This is a genomic window from Flavobacterium suzhouense, from assembly GCF_042684765.1.
Lineage (GTDB): Bacteria > Bacteroidota > Bacteroidia > Flavobacteriales > Flavobacteriaceae > Flavobacterium > Flavobacterium suzhouense.
On the sequence record NZ_JBHUMD010000005.1, the window covers coordinates 182,156 to 201,260 of the forward strand.

At 37.8% G+C, this 19,105-nt stretch carries 24 protein-coding genes and 1 tRNA gene; 15 read left to right on the plus strand and 10 right to left on the minus strand.

Annotated features, from left to right (window positions below; genetic code table 11):
• Positions 1–94 precede the first annotated feature (94 nt).
• Together ACFSR3_RS03700 and ACFSR3_RS03705 are read right to left on the minus strand one after the other, a co-directional pair.
• Positions 95–598 carry a L,D-transpeptidase family protein gene (locus ACFSR3_RS03700; protein WP_379819777.1) on the minus strand — a complete coding sequence of 168 codons (504 nt, stop codon included), beginning with the start codon at positions 596–598 and terminating at the stop codon, positions 95–97.
• Between the two features lie 203 nt (positions 599–801).
• The gene (locus ACFSR3_RS03705; RefSeq protein WP_379819778.1) at positions 802–1,815 is read right to left on the minus strand and encodes a 3-oxoacyl-ACP synthase III family protein; all 1,014 of its coding nucleotides are present in this window, start codon (positions 1,813–1,815) and stop codon (positions 802–804) included.
• Positions 1,816–2,026: 211 nt separating this feature from the next.
• On the opposite strand from ACFSR3_RS03705, the gene ACFSR3_RS03710 reads away from it, so the two are divergent.
• Positions 2,027–2,413 carry an energy transducer TonB gene (locus ACFSR3_RS03710; protein WP_379819779.1) on the plus strand — a complete coding sequence of 129 codons (387 nt, stop codon included), beginning with the start codon at positions 2,027–2,029 and terminating at the stop codon, positions 2,411–2,413.
• On the opposite strand, the gene ACFSR3_RS03715 is transcribed toward ACFSR3_RS03710, so the two are convergent.
• Positions 2,410–3,369: an ABC transporter ATP-binding protein gene (locus ACFSR3_RS03715; protein WP_379819780.1), complete on the minus strand. Its 960-nt coding sequence runs from the start codon at positions 3,367–3,369 to the stop codon at positions 2,410–2,412. The two genes, ACFSR3_RS03710 and ACFSR3_RS03715, sit on opposite strands and share 4 nt — an antisense overlap.
• 387 nt (positions 3,370–3,756) lie before the next feature.
• Between ACFSR3_RS03715 and ACFSR3_RS03720 the strand changes: the two genes are divergently transcribed.
• Positions 3,757–4,371 (plus strand): hypothetical protein, encoded by a 615-nt coding sequence (locus ACFSR3_RS03720; protein WP_379819781.1) that lies wholly within the window; start codon positions 3,757–3,759, stop codon positions 4,369–4,371.
• Positions 4,372–4,482: 111 nt separating this feature from the next.
• On the opposite strand, the gene ACFSR3_RS03725 is transcribed toward ACFSR3_RS03720, so the two are convergent.
• Together ACFSR3_RS03725 and ACFSR3_RS03730 are read right to left on the minus strand one after the other, a co-directional pair.
• Positions 4,483–5,181 (minus strand): OmpA family protein, encoded by a 699-nt coding sequence (locus tag ACFSR3_RS03725; protein WP_379819782.1) that lies wholly within the window; start codon positions 5,179–5,181, stop codon positions 4,483–4,485.
• Between the two features lie 24 nt (positions 5,182–5,205).
• Complete coding sequence (locus tag ACFSR3_RS03730; protein WP_379819783.1) at positions 5,206–5,658, minus strand: lipocalin family protein; 453 nt, start codon at positions 5,656–5,658, stop codon at positions 5,206–5,208.
• A gap of 361 nt (positions 5,659–6,019) precedes the next feature.
• Here ACFSR3_RS03730 and htpG point away from each other — a divergent pair, with 361 nt between their 5' ends.
• Positions 6,020–7,900 (plus strand): molecular chaperone HtpG, encoded by a 1,881-nt coding sequence (htpG, locus tag ACFSR3_RS03735; RefSeq protein WP_379819784.1) that lies wholly within the window; start codon positions 6,020–6,022, stop codon positions 7,898–7,900.
• A gap of 80 nt (positions 7,901–7,980) precedes the next feature.
• On the opposite strand, the gene ACFSR3_RS03740 is transcribed toward htpG, so the two are convergent.
• Positions 7,981–8,688 carry a DUF3667 domain-containing protein gene (locus ACFSR3_RS03740; RefSeq protein ID WP_379819785.1) on the minus strand — a complete coding sequence of 236 codons (708 nt, stop codon included), beginning with the start codon at positions 8,686–8,688 and terminating at the stop codon, positions 7,981–7,983.
• A 16-nt stretch (positions 8,689–8,704) separates the two neighbouring features.
• Entirely contained in the window at positions 8,705–8,941 is a 237-nt protein-coding gene (locus tag ACFSR3_RS03745; RefSeq protein WP_379819786.1) for a hypothetical protein, read from the minus strand.
• An 89-nt stretch (positions 8,942–9,030) separates the two neighbouring features.
• Between ACFSR3_RS03745 and ACFSR3_RS03750 the strand changes: the two genes are divergently transcribed.
• On the plus strand, positions 9,031–9,789 hold the full coding sequence (locus tag ACFSR3_RS03750) for a helix-turn-helix domain-containing protein (RefSeq protein ID WP_379819787.1): 759 nt from the start codon (positions 9,031–9,033) through the stop codon (positions 9,787–9,789).
• Between the two features lie 71 nt (positions 9,790–9,860).
• On the opposite strand, the gene ACFSR3_RS03755 is transcribed toward ACFSR3_RS03750, so the two are convergent.
• Positions 9,861–10,397: a pyridoxamine 5'-phosphate oxidase family protein gene (locus ACFSR3_RS03755; RefSeq protein WP_379819788.1), complete on the minus strand. Its 537-nt coding sequence runs from the start codon at positions 10,395–10,397 to the stop codon at positions 9,861–9,863.
• A 152-nt stretch (positions 10,398–10,549) separates the two neighbouring features.
• Here ACFSR3_RS03755 and ACFSR3_RS03760 point away from each other — a divergent pair, with 152 nt between their 5' ends.
• Positions 10,550–10,957, plus strand: coding sequence for a DUF2721 domain-containing protein (locus ACFSR3_RS03760; RefSeq protein ID WP_379819789.1), 408 nt, complete (start codon positions 10,550–10,552; stop codon positions 10,955–10,957).
• 113 nt (positions 10,958–11,070) lie between these two features.
• Here ACFSR3_RS03760 and ACFSR3_RS03765 read toward each other — a convergent pair whose 3' ends face one another.
• Positions 11,071–11,571, minus strand: a complete 501-nt coding sequence (locus ACFSR3_RS03765) for a hypothetical protein (protein ID WP_379819790.1) — start codon at positions 11,569–11,571, stop codon at positions 11,071–11,073.
• 55 nt (positions 11,572–11,626) lie between these two features.
• Between ACFSR3_RS03765 and ACFSR3_RS03770 the strand changes: the two genes are divergently transcribed.
• The 10 genes from ACFSR3_RS03770 to ACFSR3_RS03815 all read left to right on the plus strand — a co-directional run bounded on the left by ACFSR3_RS03770 (position 11,627) and on the right by ACFSR3_RS03815 (position 18,860).
• The gene (locus ACFSR3_RS03770; RefSeq protein ID WP_379819791.1) at positions 11,627–11,980 is read left to right on the plus strand and encodes a DoxX family protein; all 354 of its coding nucleotides are present in this window, start codon (positions 11,627–11,629) and stop codon (positions 11,978–11,980) included.
• Between the two features lie 206 nt (positions 11,981–12,186).
• Entirely contained in the window at positions 12,187–12,456 is a 270-nt protein-coding gene (locus ACFSR3_RS03775; protein ID WP_114757362.1) for a DUF2805 domain-containing protein, read from the plus strand.
• Positions 12,457–12,580: 124 nt separating this feature from the next.
• Complete coding sequence (locus ACFSR3_RS03780) at positions 12,581–12,862, plus strand: DUF2089 family protein (RefSeq protein WP_379819792.1); 282 nt, start codon at positions 12,581–12,583, stop codon at positions 12,860–12,862.
• A gap of 14 nt (positions 12,863–12,876) precedes the next feature.
• Positions 12,877–13,455, plus strand: coding sequence for a YIP1 family protein (locus ACFSR3_RS03785; protein ID WP_379819793.1), 579 nt, complete (start codon positions 12,877–12,879; stop codon positions 13,453–13,455).
• A gap of 28 nt (positions 13,456–13,483) precedes the next feature.
• Entirely contained in the window at positions 13,484–14,872 is a 1,389-nt protein-coding gene (locus tag ACFSR3_RS03790) for an alpha/beta hydrolase (protein WP_379819794.1), read from the plus strand.
• Positions 14,873–14,880: 8 nt separating this feature from the next.
• Positions 14,881–15,189: a DUF3784 domain-containing protein gene (locus ACFSR3_RS03795; RefSeq protein ID WP_379819795.1), complete on the plus strand. Its 309-nt coding sequence runs from the start codon at positions 14,881–14,883 to the stop codon at positions 15,187–15,189.
• Positions 15,190–15,273: 84 nt separating this feature from the next.
• The gene (locus ACFSR3_RS03800) at positions 15,274–17,103 is read left to right on the plus strand and encodes a M61 family metallopeptidase (protein ID WP_379819796.1); all 1,830 of its coding nucleotides are present in this window, start codon (positions 15,274–15,276) and stop codon (positions 17,101–17,103) included.
• 44 nt (positions 17,104–17,147) lie between these two features.
• Positions 17,148–17,459 (plus strand): hypothetical protein, encoded by a 312-nt coding sequence (locus ACFSR3_RS03805; protein ID WP_379819797.1) that lies wholly within the window; start codon positions 17,148–17,150, stop codon positions 17,457–17,459.
• Positions 17,460–17,604: 145 nt separating this feature from the next.
• Entirely contained in the window at positions 17,605–18,333 is a 729-nt protein-coding gene (locus ACFSR3_RS03810; protein ID WP_379819798.1) for a DUF4369 domain-containing protein, read from the plus strand.
• Between the two features lie 80 nt (positions 18,334–18,413).
• Entirely contained in the window at positions 18,414–18,860 is a 447-nt protein-coding gene (locus ACFSR3_RS03815) for a hypothetical protein (protein WP_379819799.1), read from the plus strand.
• A 40-nt stretch (positions 18,861–18,900) separates the two neighbouring features.
• On the opposite strand, the gene ACFSR3_RS03820 is transcribed toward ACFSR3_RS03815, so the two are convergent.
• Positions 18,901–18,974 (minus strand) — tRNA-Thr (locus ACFSR3_RS03820).
• Positions 18,975–19,105 lie beyond the last annotated feature (131 nt).

Genomic DNA, 19,105 nt, shown 5'->3' on the forward strand with positions numbered 1-19,105 from the left:
CCCCGGGAGTTGCGCCCGGGGTTTTTGTTTTTTATTTTTTTAGTATTGAGATATGAGATGTTTAATCATTATTCTCAATTCTCAATTCTCAATTCTATTTCAAAATCTCAATTTCCGCGTTTTGCTTTACAGTTGCGTATAATTCATCCATTTCATCATTGGTAACAGCAATACAACCGGCTGTCCAGTCTTTCATTTTGTGGAGTTTCCCCATATACCCCTTGTCATTTCGCAGCCCGTGAATTTTAATATCTCCCCCTGCCGGTTTTCCAAGTTTTAATGCATTAGACTTATCCGTTGCATTAGGATACGACACTCCTAAATTCTTATAATAAGCACTACGCGGATTCCGGTCGTTGATTATGTAAATACCCTCAGGTGTTTTATTATCGCCTTCAAACTGTTTGTGCCCAACAGGGTCTTTCCCTAAAGCAACATTATAGGTTTTTATAAGATTCCCCTCAGAATAGGCTTCCATTTTTCTTTCTGACTTTCGTACAACCAGCTTATCTATGATAGTACCTTTTGGCAATGGTGTAGCAGGATACCAACACCATACTATTATTATAATGAGAATAAATAGCAGTAAACAGAACATAGATTTCAGATTATAAATCGTAGATTTTAGATTTCAAAAATAGGAATAAAAGATACCCCTCCTCCTTTCAAAAGAAGAAAGCTTCACTCCAACCCATAAAAAATCCCACTTAATTCTTATTTACAAATTAAGCGGGATACTATATTTCAGCAGTAGTGGCCGACTTTAAAACTTTATAACTTTCAACTTTACAACTGAAAGAATTACCATTTAATAATAGCACTACCCCAGGTAAAGCCGCTACCAAAGGCAGCTAATACCACAGTGTCGCCTTCTTTAATCTTACCTTGCTCCCATGCTTCGGTTAACGCGATTGGCACAGACGCTGCAGTAGTATTACCATATTTCATGATATTATTGTACACCTGATCATCAGTTAGACCGAATTTTTGCTGTATGAACTGTGAAATCCTAAGATTAGCCTGATGAGGAATAAGCATATCGATATCGCTTACCTGAAGATCATTAGCCTTAAGCCCTTCATTTATTACCTCGCTAAAACGAACTACCGCGTTCTTGAATACAAATTGTCCGTTCATGTACGGATAGTAGCTCTCATCATTAGGATCGGCATCAGCTATAATATCAGTAACCCAACGTTTACCCATACCCGGAGCAATAAGTGAAAGTTCTTCGGCATGTTGCCCTTCAGAGTGAAGGTGTGTAGAAAGGATACCTTTTGTAAGGTCTGTTTCCCTGCTAAGAACAGCTGCTCCTGCACCGTCACCAAAAATTACTGATACAGCACGTCCGCGTGTAGTCATGTCAAGACCCGTAGAATGCAGCTCAGAACCTATTACCAGAATGTTTTTATACATTCCTGTTTTGATAAACTGATCGGCAACCGAAATAGCATAGATAAAACCCGAACACTGGTTACGCACATCAAGTGCTCCAACAGTGCGTTTCATACCAAGATCTCTTTGCACAAGAACACCGGGACCTGGGAAATAATAATCCGGGCTAAGGGTTGCAAATATGATGAAGTCAATTTCTTCTTTATCGATACCGGCACGCTCAATGGCAATTTTTGCAGCTTTAACCCCCATAGTAGTTGTGGTATCGCCATCGCCTTTTACAACATGTCTTCTTTCTTTAATGCCGGTACGTTCCTGGATCCACCCGTCATTGGTTTCCATTATTTTAGACAAATCTTCATTTGTCACAACATTTTCCGGAACGTAATAACCTAATCCAGAGATTTTTGAATGATACATAAATTGATTATTTTATTAAAAATCAGTTTACAAAATTAAACATTCTTTAAAATTAAACCTCATTTAATGCCTGATTTTTAGTTAATACCACTTTAGTCCCTTTTTGAGCAAGTTTTATTTCATCAGAAAAAATTAACCATATAACGATTTGATTATCAAACTATTTGTTTTACTCAAAGTTTATTTTATATTTGAATCATAAACTTTTTTTATGAAGAAATTAGCTACAGCTTTTTTATCTGCATTTTTTGCATTTTCCCCCAGTGCACAAGAAAGAGTTCATGATGTACTGACTACCGAAGAAGAAAACAACAAAAAACAGAAAGCACCGGAATATCCCGGAGGTCTCAAGGCATTCCTTAATTCGATTCACCCAAAGACGCAACGCGCCATAAGCTACAGGCCAGGCTCTATGTTGGTAACGTTTATGGTAAATGAAGACGGGAGTATCAGCGAAGTTGAAACCCTGGAAGGAATCAGCCCTAAATTTGATGAAAAAGTCAGAGAGATTATAGCCGATAGCCCTAAATGGATACCGGGAGAAGAAGAAGGCCAACCGATAAAAGCATACTATAAGCTACCTTTACACTTTAATTAGCCAAAAGCTTCCCTGTCAACAGCAAGAGCTACTTCGGTATTTACCTCAATCTCCTTGTTATGTTCAAAGAATATAACCTGGCGGTTTAATGCTCCTTTTATAAGATAACGGCTCCCTTTAAAATAGCATTGTTTTACAACTACTTTTAACGGGCCTCCTTCGGTTATCTTTAATTGGTGCGGATATATCAATACCGTTTCTTCAGGGTTTTGGGTAAGTGTAAGCAATTCCAGCTTTATCTCGTTTACCTCACCAAAAAGCGATGCGGTATATTTATCGTGAGGGAAATAATATATTTCTTTAGAAGGTGCTTTATCCAGTACCTTCCCATTTTTCAGCACTATGGTTTCATCAGCGAATGATAGTGCATCGGTACTGTCATGCGTGGCCACAATTACCGTAACCCCTTTTTGTTTCAGATAAGCAAAAAGATTACGTCTCAAAGCATTTTTCCTGAAGTTATCGATATGGCTAAAAGGTTCATCCAGCAATAGCACTTCAGGCTCAAGAGCAAGCACTTTAGCCAATGCAATACGCTGCTGCTGCCCTCCGCTAAGGTACTTTGCCTTTACATCGGCAAAAGCATTCATCTCTACAATCTCCAGTAACTCGGCAATGCGTCGTTGTTTTTCTTCAGGATAGAAATTAGATAAAAAACTCCCTACATTCTCAGCGGCTGTTACATAAGGCATAAGATCGAAATCCTGTGCAAGGTATTTCATATAAGGCATTCCCGGAATAAGGTTGTGCTTAGGCCCGGTAACAACCTCTCCCTTGTATGTTATTTCACCTTCGTTAAGATCGAATAAACCGTAAATAAGCTTAAGCAGCGTACTCTTGCCACAGCCACTTTCGCCAATAACAGCAATGTTCTGGCCTTTCTTTACGGTAAAATTTATATTGTGGAGAATAATCTTATCGGTATAGCCGAATGAGATGTTCTTTACTGCAAGCATTTGTGTTCTATTATTCTGCAAAAATATTCAATTAGGGAATACACTCCACCCTGCTTAACAAATATTAAGACCTAAAATATGTAATTACTATCCGAATAGGGTATTTAAAAATTTTAATATTCTTTTAACAACTGCCTTGTCAATATTCTTTAACATATAGCGTTGTACCAATATCACCTATACTCACTTTTTATTGGCCGGACGGAAACAATAAAGGCGCTTTCAGAACCTGAAAACGCCTTAACCAATCTAACCAATAAATAAACATCCCTTACTATATATGCCGCAGTAGCGGCCTTAGCAACAGATAATTATATATACGTAATTATCTGCTGCCCTGGATTTTGTAATTAACTAATTTAACAGTAGGGGGCTCTGCCTGACAGTATGAAGAAAACAATCACAATTTTAGCTCTTGCGCTAACCACACAGGCATTTTCACAATTGAGCGTTACACGCAACCGTTTTAACCAGTTTTCATTTGAGGCAGAATATGGACTAACCTATACACGGAATCCGACACAAACCAGTTTTAAACATTCAGGTATCGGCTTCCGATATATGGCTAATGAATATTGGGGTGTAAAATTTGACTATGCTCATGATCGTATTGACGACAACGGAACACCCGGCACAGGAAGTATTCTCGACAGGGCTTCCGTTCAGGCGGTATACAATATAGGAAGGGTATTAAATTTCAGAGAACTTACCAATAGTACTGTAGGTTTGCTTTTACATAGCGGAGTAGGTTACACCAGGCTCAATCCGTTTGAAGAGAGAGACTATGACAATATTGGTAATTTTATAATAGGAGGCACGGTCCAATTATACATAAATGATTCTTTTGCACTAAGAGGCGATTTATCGGGAATATTGAATTTCAGGCAACAAAACTCTTTTTACAGCGAATATAACGGTACCTATACCGGAAAAATGCTGAATGCATCAATAGGGCTTACCTACTATTTGGGACGTAATAAAAACAGAGCTGACTGGTGGTAAAAACAAGAACATTCATAGCTACGCTATGTCTTAATTATAACTAACACTTTCTTAAATGCAAAAGAGGCTGCCTAATAAGGCAGCCTCTTTCTTTATGATAACGAGAAACAATTACTGTTTCGCAGCTTCTTTTTGAGCGTCAGCTTTCATTTTCTCATTTGCGGTAATAGCAAATTCTACACGGCGGTTTTTAGCCATACCTTCTTTTGTAGTATTATCAGCAATTGGTTCAGTTTCTCCACGACCGGTAGTAACAATTCTACCTGCACTGATACCTTTGCTTGAAAGATATGTTTTAACCGATGCAGCTCTTTGTTCAGAAAGTTTCTGGTTAAGCTCATCGCTACCGCTGCTGTCTGTATGACCTACTATCTGAATATCTGTATCAGGATATTCGTTGAATACCGGTACAAGCTTGTCAAGGTTAGCTTTAGCTGTAGCAGTAAGTGAAGATTTACCTAGATCAAAGTTTACTGAGTTTTCACCTAATGTAATTTTGATTCCTTCTCCTACCCTTTCAACATCAGCTCCCGGAAGAGCCTGGTCAATTTTCTGGGCTTGTTTATCCATCCTGTTACCAATAACACCACCGGCAGCACCACCTACAACACCACCAATGATAGCACCAAGAGCTGTGTTACCACCTTTACCTACATTGTTACCAAGAACACCGCCTATAACAGCACCTGAAGCAGCTCCAATAGCAACACCTCTTTGAGTATTATTTGTATTTTTAACAGCCTCACATGAAGTGAATCCTATACTTGCAATTAGTGCAAGTGTAAGCATATAAATTTTTGTCTTTTTCATGAGTTAAATATTTGATTTTATTGATTACATTTTAGAGAACTGGTAAACTACCTCAACATTTTTACCGCCTACATTTACATTATCTACAAGCTGAAAAGAAGTTTCACTCTGGTTTCTCATCTTAAGGAAGTAACCTTCTGTTACTCTTTTAGCTTTTGCACCTTCAGTGATTTTAAGTGTAAAATCTCCTGTTTTAGTAACTGTCCATACAATAGGGCTACTGAAAGAAGGGCAATTTCCGCTTCCGTTTACGTTCATAGTTCCTTTGTTGTTGTTTGATACAAAGTTCCAGCTGCTGCCAACAAAACATTTTGAATCAGCAACATCAAAAGAAGTCACTTTAATATAGTCTGAACCGGGATATGTTACATTAGTAATAGTCCAGTTTCCTTTAAGACCTGATTGCGATTTTGTGTCAAGGCCTCCGCATGAAGCCAGCATAATGACAAACATGCTTAAAAAAAGAAATTTTTTCATAGTTTAAAAGGTTTTAAAGGTTTAAATCCATTGATTTTTTGCAGTATAAAATTAATGAATAAGTGATGTACAAAGCAACACACATGTTATTTTTTTAATAAGAATATTTTTAACTTTAGTTATCACGCATAAGCCTGACACACACAGGAGTATTGATAACCAAAGTGATTTTATCTAAAGATTTTTTAAATCGGCACCATATTAATCTTTTCTTAAAAGCACTTTTTTTAACAAATAGCCGGTCGAAAACACAACATTTAAAAAGAGAAAGAAAGCAAAAATGTCAATTTGTCACCATTTGCCGATTGGTATTTTATTTGAGTATACAGTGAAAACTTAAAACATATAAAAACCTATTACTATGACAACAGGAAAAATTAATGTTTCGGTAGAGAACATATTTCCCTTAATCAAGAAATTCCTATACAGCGACCATGAGATCTTTTTACGTGAATTGGTTTCAAACGCAACAGACGCAACGCTTAAGCTAAAACACCTTACGGGTATTGGAGAAGCTAAAGTTGAATATGGAAACCCTGTAATTGAGGTAAAGATTGATAAAGAAGGTAAAAAACTTCACATCATCGATCAGGGTATAGGTATGACAGGTGAAGAGGTTGAGAAATATATCAACCAGGTAGCTTTCTCGGGTGCTGAAGAATTCCTTGAAAAATATAAGGATTCAGCTAAAGACTCAGGTATCATAGGACACTTCGGCCTTGGTTTCTATTCTGCTTTCATGGTGGCTGAAAAAGTAGAGATCATTACTAAATCTTATAAAGACGAACCTGCGGTTCACTGGACATGTGACGGAAGCCCTGAATTTACGCTTGTGCCGGCTGACAAAACTGACAGAGGTTCAGAAATCATCCTTCACATTGCTGAAGACTCACTAGAGTTCCTTGAGGAAAACAGAATCTCAGAACTTCTAAGAAAATATAATAAGTTCATGCCGGTGCCTATTAAATTTGGTACACGTACAGAAACGCTTCCAAAACCGGAAGATGCTCCTGAAGATTACAAAGCTGAAACTGTTGAAGTTGACAACATCATCAACAACCCTAATCCTGCATGGACAAAACAACCATCAGATCTTACTGATGAAGATTATAAAAACTTCTACCAGGAAGTTTACCCAATGCAGTTTGAAGAACCGCTTTTCAACATACACCTTAATGTAGATTATCCGTTCAACCTGACTGGTATCTTATACTTCCCGAAACTTTCGGCAGACCTACAGGTACAAAAAGACAAAATACAGCTATACCAAAACCAGGTATTCGTAACAGATAATGTTGAAGGCATAGTACCGGAATTCCTTACCATGCTTCGTGGAGTGATCGATTCACCGGACATTCCGCTTAACGTATCACGTTCGTATCTACAGGCAGATGGTGCTGTAAAGAAAATATCAAACTACATTACCCGTAAGGTGGCTGACAAACTGAAATCACTATTCACTGAAAACCGTGAAGATTTCGAGCAAAAATGGAATGACATCAAGATCGTTCTTGAGTATGGTATGCTTAGCGAGCCTAAATTCTACGAAAAAGCAGGTGCGTTTGTACTTTACCCAACTGTTGATGGCAAATTCTTTACCCTTGATGAATTAAAAGAAAAACTGGCTCCGACACAAACGGATAAAGATGGCAAATTAGTTGTGCTTTATGCTTCTAACAAAGATGCACAGCACAGTTACATCGCGGCTGCTCAGGATAAAGGTTATGAAGTATTGCTTCTTGACTCGCCTATCGTGTCGCACCTTATCCAGAAGCTGGAAGCCGATAATGAGAACTTTACATTTGCCCGTGTAGATGCCGATCATATTGACAAGCTTATCAAAAAAGATGAGCAACATATCTCTAAACTAAGCGACGAAGAGCAGGAAAAACTAAAAGCTTCTATCCAGGAGTTCATCCCTGCATCAGGTTATTCGGTACAGCTTGAGGCGATGGACAGCAATGCTGCTCCTTTTATGATTACACAGCCTGAGTTCATGCGTCGTATGAAAGAAATGAGCGCAAGCGGTGGACAGGGTATGTTTGGTAATTTCCCTGACATGTATAATGTAGTGGTAAACACTAACCATGAGTTATCTTCAAACATATTGAACTCAACTGACAAAACGCATCAGGAAGCCTTGGTAAAACAGGCGCTTGACCTTGCCAAACTATCGCAAAACCTGCTAAAAGGCGAAGAGCTTACCGCTTTCGTAAAACGTAGTTTTGAATTGATAAAATAGTATTGAGATATTAGATCATAGTATTGAGAACCTGCAGTGAGAACTGCAGGTTTTTTTGTGCGTTTTTTGATTGATGATGATTATAAACGGTCGATTAGCACACCTAAGAATATAGCTAAGATGGTAAATACGAGAACACCTGTTATGTAAGCGACAAATACCTTAAGATAGTTGCTTGCTTTACCCTTAAAGAACATGGTAATAGCCCAGACGCTATATAAAAAGGTTACAAGGGAGCCGAAATTGCTGAGTTCAATATGGGCCAGCCCTTCGATAAGTGCAAATACTGACCCTATAAGCATGCCTATACCCATTACAAAACACAGCAACACTAATATCTCAAATAAATTATAACCCTGCTTCCTAAAAAACAGCTTAAGAAAAAATGCAATAAACATTCCCATTATGATACTGGCGTAGCCATAATGCCCCTGTAACCATTGCAGGATCTTGAAAACTGCCGAATCCTTTAGAACAGGGACCTCTATTTCGGTATGAAAGAAATGAGCTATTGTAGAATAGATAAGCGAGGTTACAATCAAAAAAATGATGGGCTTGATAAGCCGGCTCCTGTCTTCGGTCAGAAATCTCCTTACTGTTTTTCCGGGCCGCAGCAGCAATTCTCTTGTGGTGTAACCTATACCCTTTTCAAAATGGAGCACATGCTGAATTTCGTGCAGCAGATAATGACTGTCTACCCTTTTGAGTACAGCAGGATGTCCACAACTTGCACAAAAGTTTTTATTTATCGGCTCATTACAGCTTTTACAGTTTACAGCAGTATCCATAAATTATAAATTTATATTACCCTCTTCCTTTTCGTTTTGCTATTTCATCCATCGTCATTTTTAACGACAGGAACAATGGCAGCCCAATTACAGGCAAAACCGAAACAGGAATAAAAAGTATGGGTTTTGCTTGTAGATAAATAAAAAGTAACAAGGCAATAACTATCAATATCCCATAACCTATTACTACACCTTTTAGTTTCGATTTTCGAAGTGAAAGCTCTTCAAAAGTAAGTTCATCTATTTTTTTCATAATGGCGGTTGGTTTTGCAACAAAGGTTAGCACAAAAAAGTTTTTTAATACTACACTATAGTGTAAATTTGAAGTGAATACCAACAACCATGAACAATCCAAAATCCAGCCTGCTTACCAGAAATACTATCGGCGAAATATCGGCTTCTGACCAAAACAAAAGCCCCGACTACATTGAAGTGGTAAAAGCATTTGCAAGGCTCACCTATGAAAGTGTGTATGTGATTGACTATGAAAAGATGTCTTTTGATTATGTCTCCGACAATCCGTTATTCCTGTGCGGCTATACAGCTAACGAAGTAAAGGAAATGGGGTATGAGTTTTATTTCAGGCATGTACCCGAAAAAGACCTTGAAATACTGGGAATAATAAATGAAGCCGGGTTTGATTTTTACGAACGCCTCCCGATTGAAGAAAAGAAAAACTATTCGATTACTTACGACTTCCATCTTATAAATAAAGACAATAAAAAAGTTCTCATTAACCATAAGCTTACGCCGCTGTTGCTTACAACTGAGGGCAAACTATGGAAATCATTGTGCGCGGTGTCAATATCAAACCATAAGACTGTCGGAAACATTGAAATCTACAAAGAAGGCAGCGACGAAATGTGGACGTTGGATACCTCAACGCGAGCATGGCAAAAATCAAATAAAGCCAGCCTGACAAAAAAAGAAATACAGGTTTTACAACTTCACGCGCAAGGACTTACTATAAATGAAATTGCCGAAAAACTACATGTAGCACCTGATACTATTAAATATTACAGAAGGAAGATTTTTGAACGCCTTAATGTTAGTAACATACTCGAAGCACTTGCATATGCGGTAAACAGGAAGATTATATAAAAAATTATTGTAAGCAACAAAAAGCCATCCCTCATTTCTGAAAGATGGCTTTTCATAACTAACATTACCCATTAAGGTTTTATTTTTCCTTGTATTGAGTCGTCGTAGGTTTCGCCTACTGCCGCCCCGTACAATCGTTTTATCATGGATACTGCCATATTAGTTTTTACATCCCAGTAGTAACCATCTGTCGGGGTAAATTTAATTACTGTGATGCGTGGGTCGTCCTTGCCTTCAGTAAACCAGGTTTTCATCTGGGCATCCCAAAGTTCGTCAATCTTTTGTTTATCGGTGCTAATGGTTGCCTTTCCGTAAAGGGTCATAAAATCGCTGTATGATGAACCCTGAAATAAAAGCTGTACTGCTGGGTCGGCTTCAATCTCTTTATTCTTATGGGAATCATTGGCGCTCAGAAACCAGAAATTCCCTTCATCATCTATTTTTTCGGGAGCCATTGGGCGGGTTTCAAAACGTTTTCCTGTTTCTATGCGGGTACAGAAAAAGCACCCTCCTGATTTATCCGACAAGGATTTTATCTTCTCCAGAGCCTCCTGTCCTATCAGGTCTTTAAAATTATCTTCTTTCTGTTGTTTGTTAATCGAATCCATAGCAGTTGTTTTTAATTGTTATTACATTAAAATTAAAGCAATTACAATCACCCAGTTGTTAGCGGTATACTAATTAACCTTAAAGTATCTTAATATTAGGGGTAGCATTCATTGTAAACTTTCATAACTTTACTCTACCAAAAAACACACAGATGAACCTCCCAATAGAAACTCCTGCCCTTTTATTTTCGGCAACATCATTGATATTATTAGCGTATACCAATCGTTTCCTGACCATCGCTACCATAGTGCGCGGACTGAAAGCAAATTATGAAGCGAATCAGACAAAAAGTATCCTGCTGGAAATTGCCAACCTTAACAAAAGGCTGACCCTGATTCGCCACATGCAGATGTATGGCGTGCTGAGCCTGTTCTTTTCGGTATTTTCGATGGCATTGCTTTTTGGCGGAGTACAGGACTGGGGCGCTTATGTTTTTGGATTAAGTCTTTTGCTGTTGTTAGGCTCTCTTGCTATTTCATTTTGGGAAATAAGCATATCGGTAAAAGCACTGCGTATTCACCTTAATGATTTAATTGAAGAAGCGAAACAACACAGTTGATTAGGTTATTTGTGGATATGGTTATTTGTTAGCTTCACCCTGGTGAATAATAAAATCTAACATGTATATACTATTAGTGATTAGTAAAACGAATAACCCTATCACCAAACCAACTATATTTTCGTTAGCTTACTATGGTAACTCTTACCGGCAGCAGTAGCCGTAAAATAGATATCTAAACCTTCTACTTTATCAATAGTTACCTGCATTACAGTTCCGGGTGGCAGACTAAAGCCAGGCAACGAAGACATCAACAGCGTGTTTTCATAGGTACATTGACAGGTCCATTTCATTTGGGCTATGGTAACATACTGGCCGTTTTTGTGCTCTTCGGTCCATACATTATCTGTAATGCTTACCTTCACATCCTGTCCCTGTGGATCTTTGTAAACAAAAATTCCTTTATGCAGCATATCACATCCGCTAGTTTTTTTTACCTGTACATGTGCTTCTTTTTCTATAACATCATTATTACTAACAGAAATCACTGAAGTATCCTTTGGCACTATAACTATCGTACTGGTATCATTAAGCCCGGACGGTCCGGACTCCTTTTTTTCTTTTCCGCATGATAGCAGCAGGAAAAGAAAAGACAGGGTGAAAAGTTTATGCATTGATTTTATCATACTTCAAAGATATAAAAGATTAACTTTGAGTAAAACACCAATTATGGCATCACCATGGCATTTATATTTAATGGCACTACTCTACATACTGGCGGGTATTAATCATTTCAGGGTACCTCGCATTTATATAAAAATGATCCCTGCTTTTCTTCCAGTACCAAAGATTCTTAATCTGATAAGTGGAGCTGCCGAAGTCATTTTAGGAATATTACTTTGTATTCCTGCCGCATCAGCTTTTGCCGCATGGGGAATAATCGCATTGCTGATTGCCATTTTCCCTGCGAATGTATACATGTATACCAACGAGAAAGCTGCTATGGGACTACCAAAATGGGTACGCCTCATCAGGCTACCGATTCAGTTAGTGTTAATTTATTGGGCTTTTCTGTATACCTGATTAGCAACAACAGGGCTCTCAACAAAGAAAAAATGTAATTCTTTTGACATCACGACGGTAAGATTTTGAAATTATTAATTGAATTTTAAAAAATTTTAAAAAAACTTCAAAAAGAAAGACTCCTACATATTCGATTATTTTTTTTACTAATATTGAGTAAAGAATCATAAACATTTAAAATATTACCTGATTTAATTTTTCATCTGATGAAAAAGAACCATACCGAATTAGACAGGGAAGCGCTGGAAAGAATCGTAACGCTAGCCCAGGAGGAGAGAAAACCCTTTGAAGAAATCAAAAAAGAATTTGGCCTATCGGAAAAGGAAGTGACAGAGATTATGCATAAAAAATTATCTCAGGATAATTTTGAATTGTGGAAGAAAAAGGTGGCATCTAAAAAGCCTAAGCCTAAACCCATTAACAGTTTAGAAGATGACGAACTGGATTCAAAATATTACTTTAAAAATAAATTTTAATATATAGCTCCCACATTAGGGAGCTTTTTTTTGACCTAAAACTAAACAAAAAGAAAATTTATTTTAATTTTATTCAACTTGTATTTAATTTTATTTAAATTTGTTTAAAATTAAATCATCAATCATGCAAACACCTAAACTTCCAATTGCCTGCCCCAGCTGTTCGGCATCATTGCAGGTATCACGATTGTCGTGTCCGTCCTGCAGCACCGAAGTAACAGGCAACTTCCCTCTGCCTCCCTTACTGCGGCTCCCGGCAGACGAACAGGCTTTTATACTTCAGTTTTTCCTGACCAGCGGAAGCCTTAAAGAAATGGCTGCACAAATGGGAATCAGCTATCCAACTGTACGTAACCGCCTGGACGACCTGATCGAAAAAGTAAAAAAACTAACACCAGAAGAATAACCACTAAACCACTTATGAAAAAACTATTATTCAACCCTTTTGAGAAATACGACGCACGTCCGTTACTTTTTATTGGCCTTTTAGCAATAGCGCTTGGTTCATTACTGGCCTACCTGTTTGGGGCACATTACAACGGAGCACTGGATATGCATATAAGTAACCAGGGGACAACATTCGTTCTTGCTTTTACAGAAAACGTATTTGCCATTGCTCTCCTTTTTGCAGGTCTTTTTATCTATAGCTATAGTATCAATAAAAAAACAAGGCCTATAGATATTTTAAGCACTGTTCTTATTGCCAGAATACCTCTTTACATAACTACCCTTGCCGGTGTAGGCGGCTACATGGCAAAAATTGATGCCGTAGTGGGAGAGGATCCGGGTACCATTGAAAAAATGCTCCCTGAAATCCTTCCTGTTCTTTTGATCAGCCTGCTTTTAATACCTTTAGTTATTTGGTTCTTCGCCTTACTGTACAATGGAGTTAAAACGGCTTCAAATCTTAAAACCACAAAACAAATAGTAATGTTTATTGTAACAATCCTATTAATAGAAATTGTTTCATTTTTTATTTTCCCACTAATCTACCAATAGTTCAATCATCAATCATAGTTTAATCATCATGAAAAAAACACTTTTATTACTTATGATGCTGTTTTCAGCATCGCTATTCGCACAGGACATTTCCGGAAAATGGCAGGGTAACCTTGTAATACCGGGCGGTAAATTACGCCTTGTCCTAAACATCTCTGCAGGTGTTGGAGGTTATACTGCCACTATGGACAGCCCCGACCAGGGATCTAAAGATATGCCTGTGGACAAAATTGCTTTTACAGACAATACTCTTACTTTTTCCATTGCCGCAGCAGGCATCAGCTACAAAGGAAAGCTCGAAAACGACATTATTAAAGGAACTTTTAACCAGGGAACTTATGCGTTGGCACTAGATCTTAGCAAAGGTGAAATAATAGAAACCAAAGCAAAACGTCCTCAGGAACCTAAAGCGCCATTCCCGTACTACACCGAAGATATAATATTCAAAAATGAAAAGGCAGGTATTAACCTGGGTGGAACACTTACGTTACCGAAAAAAGAAGGAAACTATCCTGTTGTCATACTTATCAGTGGAAGTGGCGCACAAGACCGTAATGAGGAAATTATGGATCACAAACCTTTTCTTGTGTTGGCCGATCATCTTACACGAAACGGCATAGGAGTCTTTCGTTATGACGACAGAGGTGTTGGAAAATCGGGTGGAAATCCAATAAATGATACATCTGCTGATTTTGCTACCGATACCCAGGCGGCATTTGATTACCTGCTAACAAGAAAAGAAGTAAATAAAAAGAAAATAGGCCTTTTAGGACATAGTGAAGGCGGCCTGATAGCGCAACTGGTAGCTGAAAAAAATGCCAATATAGCGTTTATAGTTTCCCTTGCCGGCCCGGGCATTAAAGGCAGTGAATTAATGGTGCTTCAAAACTACCTTGCAGGCAAGGCTGACGGCATTCCTGAAAATGAACTTACAACAATGGGGGCTACCTTAAGAAAAGTATACAATACCATAACAACCGAAAATGATGAGAAAATCAGAAAGGCTACAGTTAACGACATCCTGACAAAAGAATTTGGTGCTTTCTTTGCTTCTAAAGGAGTGCCTAAAGATGAAATTGTCCGTGTTGTTGCCGGACAAACCGAGCAACTTACTTCACCATGGTTTGTATATTTTCTTAGGTATGACCCTGCACCGGTTATTGAAAAACTTAAGTGCCCTATTCTTGCTATTAACGGCAGTAAAGACATACAGGTAGCCGCCGATGCAAATCTTGATGGCATAAAGAGAGCTGCCGAAAAAGGGGGCAATAAAAAAGTAACTACCAAAAAGCTAATGAACCTGAACCACCTGTTTCAGGAATGCACCACAGGATCACTTCAGGAATATGGCGAGATAGAGCAAACCATAGCCCCCGTAGCACTTGATGAAATTACCAACTGGATACTTAAACAATAAAAACAATTATGCTTGCTGTTGCTTTTATATTTATCGTAGCTGCAATAGCAGTAAAATATGGCAAAATGTACAACCTTATCGCCGGCTACAACACTATGTCGCCGGCAGAAAAGGCTAAAGTAAACATTGAAGCCATAGCCACGCTGTTCAGAAATGTTTTCTTTAGCATGGCTGCTGTTTTGATAGTATCTGAAATACTTATTCGGTATTTTGTATGGCCCGAACTGGGAGAATATGTACAGATACCTGCATTACTAACAGGAATATTATGGCTATTAATACGATCTAACTCGAAGAAGTATCGTTATGATAAATAATTTTGTAACATAGTAAGATATTTTTCAATTTATTTTGTAACAAATAAAGCTTTCAATCGACTTACAAAGTATAAGATCCAAACTATGAAAAAATTCATCTGTACGCTTGCTATAGCGTTGTCATTAGGCAGTATGGCTTTTGCTCAAAAAAGCAAAGACATTCAGGTCGCCATAGACCTTAAGAATGTAAAAGACGACAAAGTGATGGTAAGCATTACTCCGCCTGCATTTGATACGGAAACAACTACCTTTTTTATTCCTAAAATTGTTCCGGGAACTTATTCAGAAGACAATTACGGAAAATATATAGAAGGCTTTAAAGCTTTTGACAAAAAAGGAAAAGAGCTTACAGTTACAAGACCGGATGAAAATTCATGGAAGATTGAGGGTGCAAAAAAACTGACAAAAGTAACTTATCTTGTTAACGATACCTATGATATCGAAAACACTCATGATATTTTCTCACCTGCCGGAACCAATATTCTTGCAGATAAAAACTTTGTGGTAAACATTCACGGATTTATAGGTTACTTCGAAAACAAAGGTGAAACTCCTTATACCGTTACCATTTCGCATCCTTCAAACCTATGGGGAGCTACCTCTCTTATTGATACCGATGCAAGCAATGAGGTAGATGTATTTACATCACCACGTTACCCTGATCTCGTAGATCATCCTATCATGTATACCAAACCGGATTATACTACTTTTAAAGTAGATGATATGGATATTCTTATCGCTGTGTACTCTCCTACCGGAAAAATAACCGCAAAAATGCTGACTCCTGAAATGGAGACTATGATGCGTGCACAAAAGAAATTTCTGGGTCCTATAAACAGTACTAAGAAATACAGCGTACTTATTTACCTTACCGATGGTACTCCGGACGATGCCCATGGCTATGGGGCATTAGAGCATACTACCTCTACAACGGTGGTAATGCCGGAGGATTATCCTTTAGACCAGTTAAAAAGCACATTGAAAGATGTTGTTTCACATGAGTTCTTCCATATTGTAACTCCATTAAGCGTACACTCTAAGGAGATACATTATTTCAATTACAATACACCAAAAATGAGCGAGCATCTTTGGATGTATGAAGGTGTTACCGAATATTTCGCTAACCTGTTCCAGGTTAATCAGGGACTTATTACCGAGGATGAATTTTACCAGAGGATGTCGGAAAAGATAGCGCAGTCAAAAGGATTTGACGATACTATGAACTTTACCAATATGAGTAAAAACATATTGCTGAAGCCTTATAAAGATGCTTACTATAATGTATATCTTAAAGGTGCTCTTATCGCAATGTGCATTGACATTCAGATGAGGGAAAGCAGCAACGGGCAAAAAGGAATACTAACTCTTATGAGGGATTTGTCTAAAGAATACGGAAGCAACAAACCTTTTAATGACGAAGATCTTTTTGCAACCATTACAAGGCTAACCTATCCTGAAGTTGGAGAGTTTCTGAAAAAATATGTTGCAGGAACAACACCTATACCTTACGATCAGTATTTTGCTAAAATGGGCGTCACAAAAACTACGATCAAAACCCCTGGAAATCCTTTCCTTAAAGATGGCCAGATCCCTATGGTAACTATCAATCCTGCTAAAGAAATCGTAATCCTGCCAACTGTTACACCTAATGCGTTTATGACAAACCTTGGACTTAGGAACAGTGATGTTATATTAGGCGTTAACGGTAAAGCTTACAACCTTGATAACATCTATGACCTTTTAGGAGCCAGTGAAGGGTGGAAAGAAGGTGATGCTATTACGGTAAAAATAAGACGTGACAGTAAAGAACAGGAAATAAAAGGTACAGTAAAGCTTCCGGTGGAAGAAACAGAAGGTTTCCATGCTACTGAATCAGCAAAAAACAAGCTGAAAGAAGCATGGCTTAAAGGATAATTTTGTACATTTACAACAATTACTAAACTACTAATCAACCTAATATGAAAAATTTATTAACCCTGGCGCTTCTTGTACTTGGTACTGCAGCTTTTGCAAACACAGAAAAAAATACCGAGCCAAAGCCTGCCCCTGAAACCCACGAGACAACAGGATGCAAGAAAGTTGCTGCTAAACAGGCTAAAGTTCAGGAAACTTCTGCTAAACCTGCAACTGCAAGCCAGAAAGAATACCGAAACAATGGCACTACCAAAGCCTGTACTACTGCAGAAAAATCTACGTTTGGACTTACGGGTTACTTTGTAGACTTTGTACACCGCAGCAACGTTAAGCTGGTTAACATGCTTATAGACTAAGACAGAACATTCTGATTATACTCAAGGCTTTCGTAATGCGGAAGCCTTTTTTATTTTAGGCTTTATTTTCTTAAAAATACCCTGAGAATACCTCCATTATTTTGCTTACTTTGCGGAAAATTTTAAAAACCTGTTTTCTCAGTATATGAAAAAAACTATTCTTGCCCTGATGGCACTGGCGCTGCTTGTTTCGTGTAATAAAGAAGAACATACGGATGCCAATCTGCACCTTACCGGAAACATTAAAGGACTTAAAAAAGGAAAGATTTATATCAAGAAAGTGGTAGACACGTCGCTTGTTGCAATTGACACAATCGAATTTAACGGTAAATCTACTTTTGAGACATGGTTAAAAATAGACTCTCCGGAAATGCTTTACCTTTTCCTTGACAGAGGCCAAACTACATCTGTAGATAATAACCTTCCTTTTTTTGCTGAACCGGGCAATATGAAAATCGAATCAAGTAATGACGAGTTCTTTTACAAAGCTAAAATTACAGGTTCTGAAAACCAGAAACTTTATGAAGATTTTCAAAAAATAAGATCACGATTCAGTAATGACAATCTGGACCTTGTAGCAAAAAATCTGGAAGCAACAAAAGCCGGTAATAAAACCCAACTAGATAGCATTTCATTAAAATTCGATCAGCATTTAAAGAGAAGGTATCTTTACACCGCAAATTTTGCGCTAAACAATGCCAAACACGAAATTGGCCCTTATATCGCATTATCCGAAATTGCTGATATCAATATTAAATATCTTGACACAATACAAAAAAGCATGTCTCCCCAAGTGGCTAAATCCCTTTACGGAAAGATGCTGACCAAATATGTAGCTGAAAGAAAAAAAGCCGAAACGGCTGAAGTGAAATAAAAGTCGTAGTATTCAGTCACAGTAAACAGTTTAAAACCGCTTAGCTTTCTAAGCGGTTTTTTTTATTAGTTTTGTTATATATGAAAACTAGTAACGTATATCAGTATTTTTGGGCGGTGGGCATTATATTAGGCTTTCTTGCCTGTACAGAGTTCATATCCGATGAAAACAGCGTGTTTGATGTAAATGTTCATGACACGCATTACGTGATGGCTCATTCACATATATACACCGGCCTTACGCTAATATATTTTATAATAGGACTTATTTATAAGGTGTCTGGAAAAATATTAAATCAAAAACTTATAGCTATACACACCATAATTACAATAGGCAGTTTTATTGCATACTATATTCTATGGGCAATAACTTTAGCAACAAGTAATCCTGATGATATTTTAGACAACAGCTCTGAGATATTTAATACAGGTATTACGCTTATAGTTTTGATTGCAATTGCAGCGCAGCCTTTGTTAATCGCAAATATTTTAATAGGACTCGTAAAGAAAAAAACGATTACCACATAAAACACAAAAACCGCTTAGTTTCCTAAGCGGTTTTTTATTGAGCCGATGGAGGGACTCGAACCCACGACCTGCTGATTACAAATCAGCTGCTCTAGCCAGCTGAGCTACACCGGCGTCTCAATACGGGTGCAAATATATAATGATTTTTCTATTCTGCAAGAGGTTTTCAAAAAAAAGTATTCAGTTTTTCTGACAGTTTCAGTCGCAGTCGCAGTAATCCGCTGCAAAAGAGACTGTAAACTATA

Coding starts and splice junctions, on each gene's coding strand:
- ACFSR3_RS03700 (WP_379819777.1), bottom strand. CDS start 598: ATGTTCTGTTTACTGCTATTTATTCTCATTATAATAATAGTATGGTGT.
- ACFSR3_RS03705 (WP_379819778.1), bottom strand. CDS start 1,815: ATGTATCATTCAAAAATCTCTGGATTAGGTTATTACGTTCCGGAAAAT.
- ACFSR3_RS03710 (WP_379819779.1), top strand. CDS start 2,027: ATGAAGAAATTAGCTACAGCTTTTTTATCTGCATTTTTTGCATTTTCC.
- ACFSR3_RS03715 (WP_379819780.1), bottom strand. CDS start 3,369: ATGCTTGCAGTAAAGAACATCTCATTCGGCTATACCGATAAGATTATT.
- ACFSR3_RS03720 (WP_379819781.1), top strand. CDS start 3,757: ATGAAGAAAACAATCACAATTTTAGCTCTTGCGCTAACCACACAGGCA.
- ACFSR3_RS03725 (WP_379819782.1), bottom strand. CDS start 5,181: ATGAAAAAGACAAAAATTTATATGCTTACACTTGCACTAATTGCAAGT.
- ACFSR3_RS03730 (WP_379819783.1), bottom strand. CDS start 5,658: ATGAAAAAATTTCTTTTTTTAAGCATGTTTGTCATTATGCTGGCTTCA.
- htpG (WP_379819784.1), top strand. CDS start 6,020: ATGACAACAGGAAAAATTAATGTTTCGGTAGAGAACATATTTCCCTTA.
- ACFSR3_RS03740 (WP_379819785.1), bottom strand. CDS start 8,688: ATGGATACTGCTGTAAACTGTAAAAGCTGTAATGAGCCGATAAATAAA.
- ACFSR3_RS03745 (WP_379819786.1), bottom strand. CDS start 8,941: ATGAAAAAAATAGATGAACTTACTTTTGAAGAGCTTTCACTTCGAAAA.
- ACFSR3_RS03750 (WP_379819787.1), top strand. CDS start 9,031: ATGAACAATCCAAAATCCAGCCTGCTTACCAGAAATACTATCGGCGAA.
- ACFSR3_RS03755 (WP_379819788.1), bottom strand. CDS start 10,397: ATGGATTCGATTAACAAACAACAGAAAGAAGATAATTTTAAAGACCTG.
- ACFSR3_RS03760 (WP_379819789.1), top strand. CDS start 10,550: ATGAACCTCCCAATAGAAACTCCTGCCCTTTTATTTTCGGCAACATCA.
- ACFSR3_RS03765 (WP_379819790.1), bottom strand. CDS start 11,571: ATGCATAAACTTTTCACCCTGTCTTTTCTTTTCCTGCTGCTATCATGC.
- ACFSR3_RS03770 (WP_379819791.1), top strand. CDS start 11,627: ATGGCATCACCATGGCATTTATATTTAATGGCACTACTCTACATACTG.
- ACFSR3_RS03775 (WP_114757362.1), top strand. CDS start 12,187: ATGAAAAAGAACCATACCGAATTAGACAGGGAAGCGCTGGAAAGAATC.
- ACFSR3_RS03780 (WP_379819792.1), top strand. CDS start 12,581: ATGCAAACACCTAAACTTCCAATTGCCTGCCCCAGCTGTTCGGCATCA.
- ACFSR3_RS03785 (WP_379819793.1), top strand. CDS start 12,877: ATGAAAAAACTATTATTCAACCCTTTTGAGAAATACGACGCACGTCCG.
- ACFSR3_RS03790 (WP_379819794.1), top strand. CDS start 13,484: ATGAAAAAAACACTTTTATTACTTATGATGCTGTTTTCAGCATCGCTA.
- ACFSR3_RS03795 (WP_379819795.1), top strand. CDS start 14,881: ATGCTTGCTGTTGCTTTTATATTTATCGTAGCTGCAATAGCAGTAAAA.
- ACFSR3_RS03800 (WP_379819796.1), top strand. CDS start 15,274: ATGAAAAAATTCATCTGTACGCTTGCTATAGCGTTGTCATTAGGCAGT.
- ACFSR3_RS03805 (WP_379819797.1), top strand. CDS start 17,148: ATGAAAAATTTATTAACCCTGGCGCTTCTTGTACTTGGTACTGCAGCT.
- ACFSR3_RS03810 (WP_379819798.1), top strand. CDS start 17,605: ATGAAAAAAACTATTCTTGCCCTGATGGCACTGGCGCTGCTTGTTTCG.
- ACFSR3_RS03815 (WP_379819799.1), top strand. CDS start 18,414: ATGAAAACTAGTAACGTATATCAGTATTTTTGGGCGGTGGGCATTATA.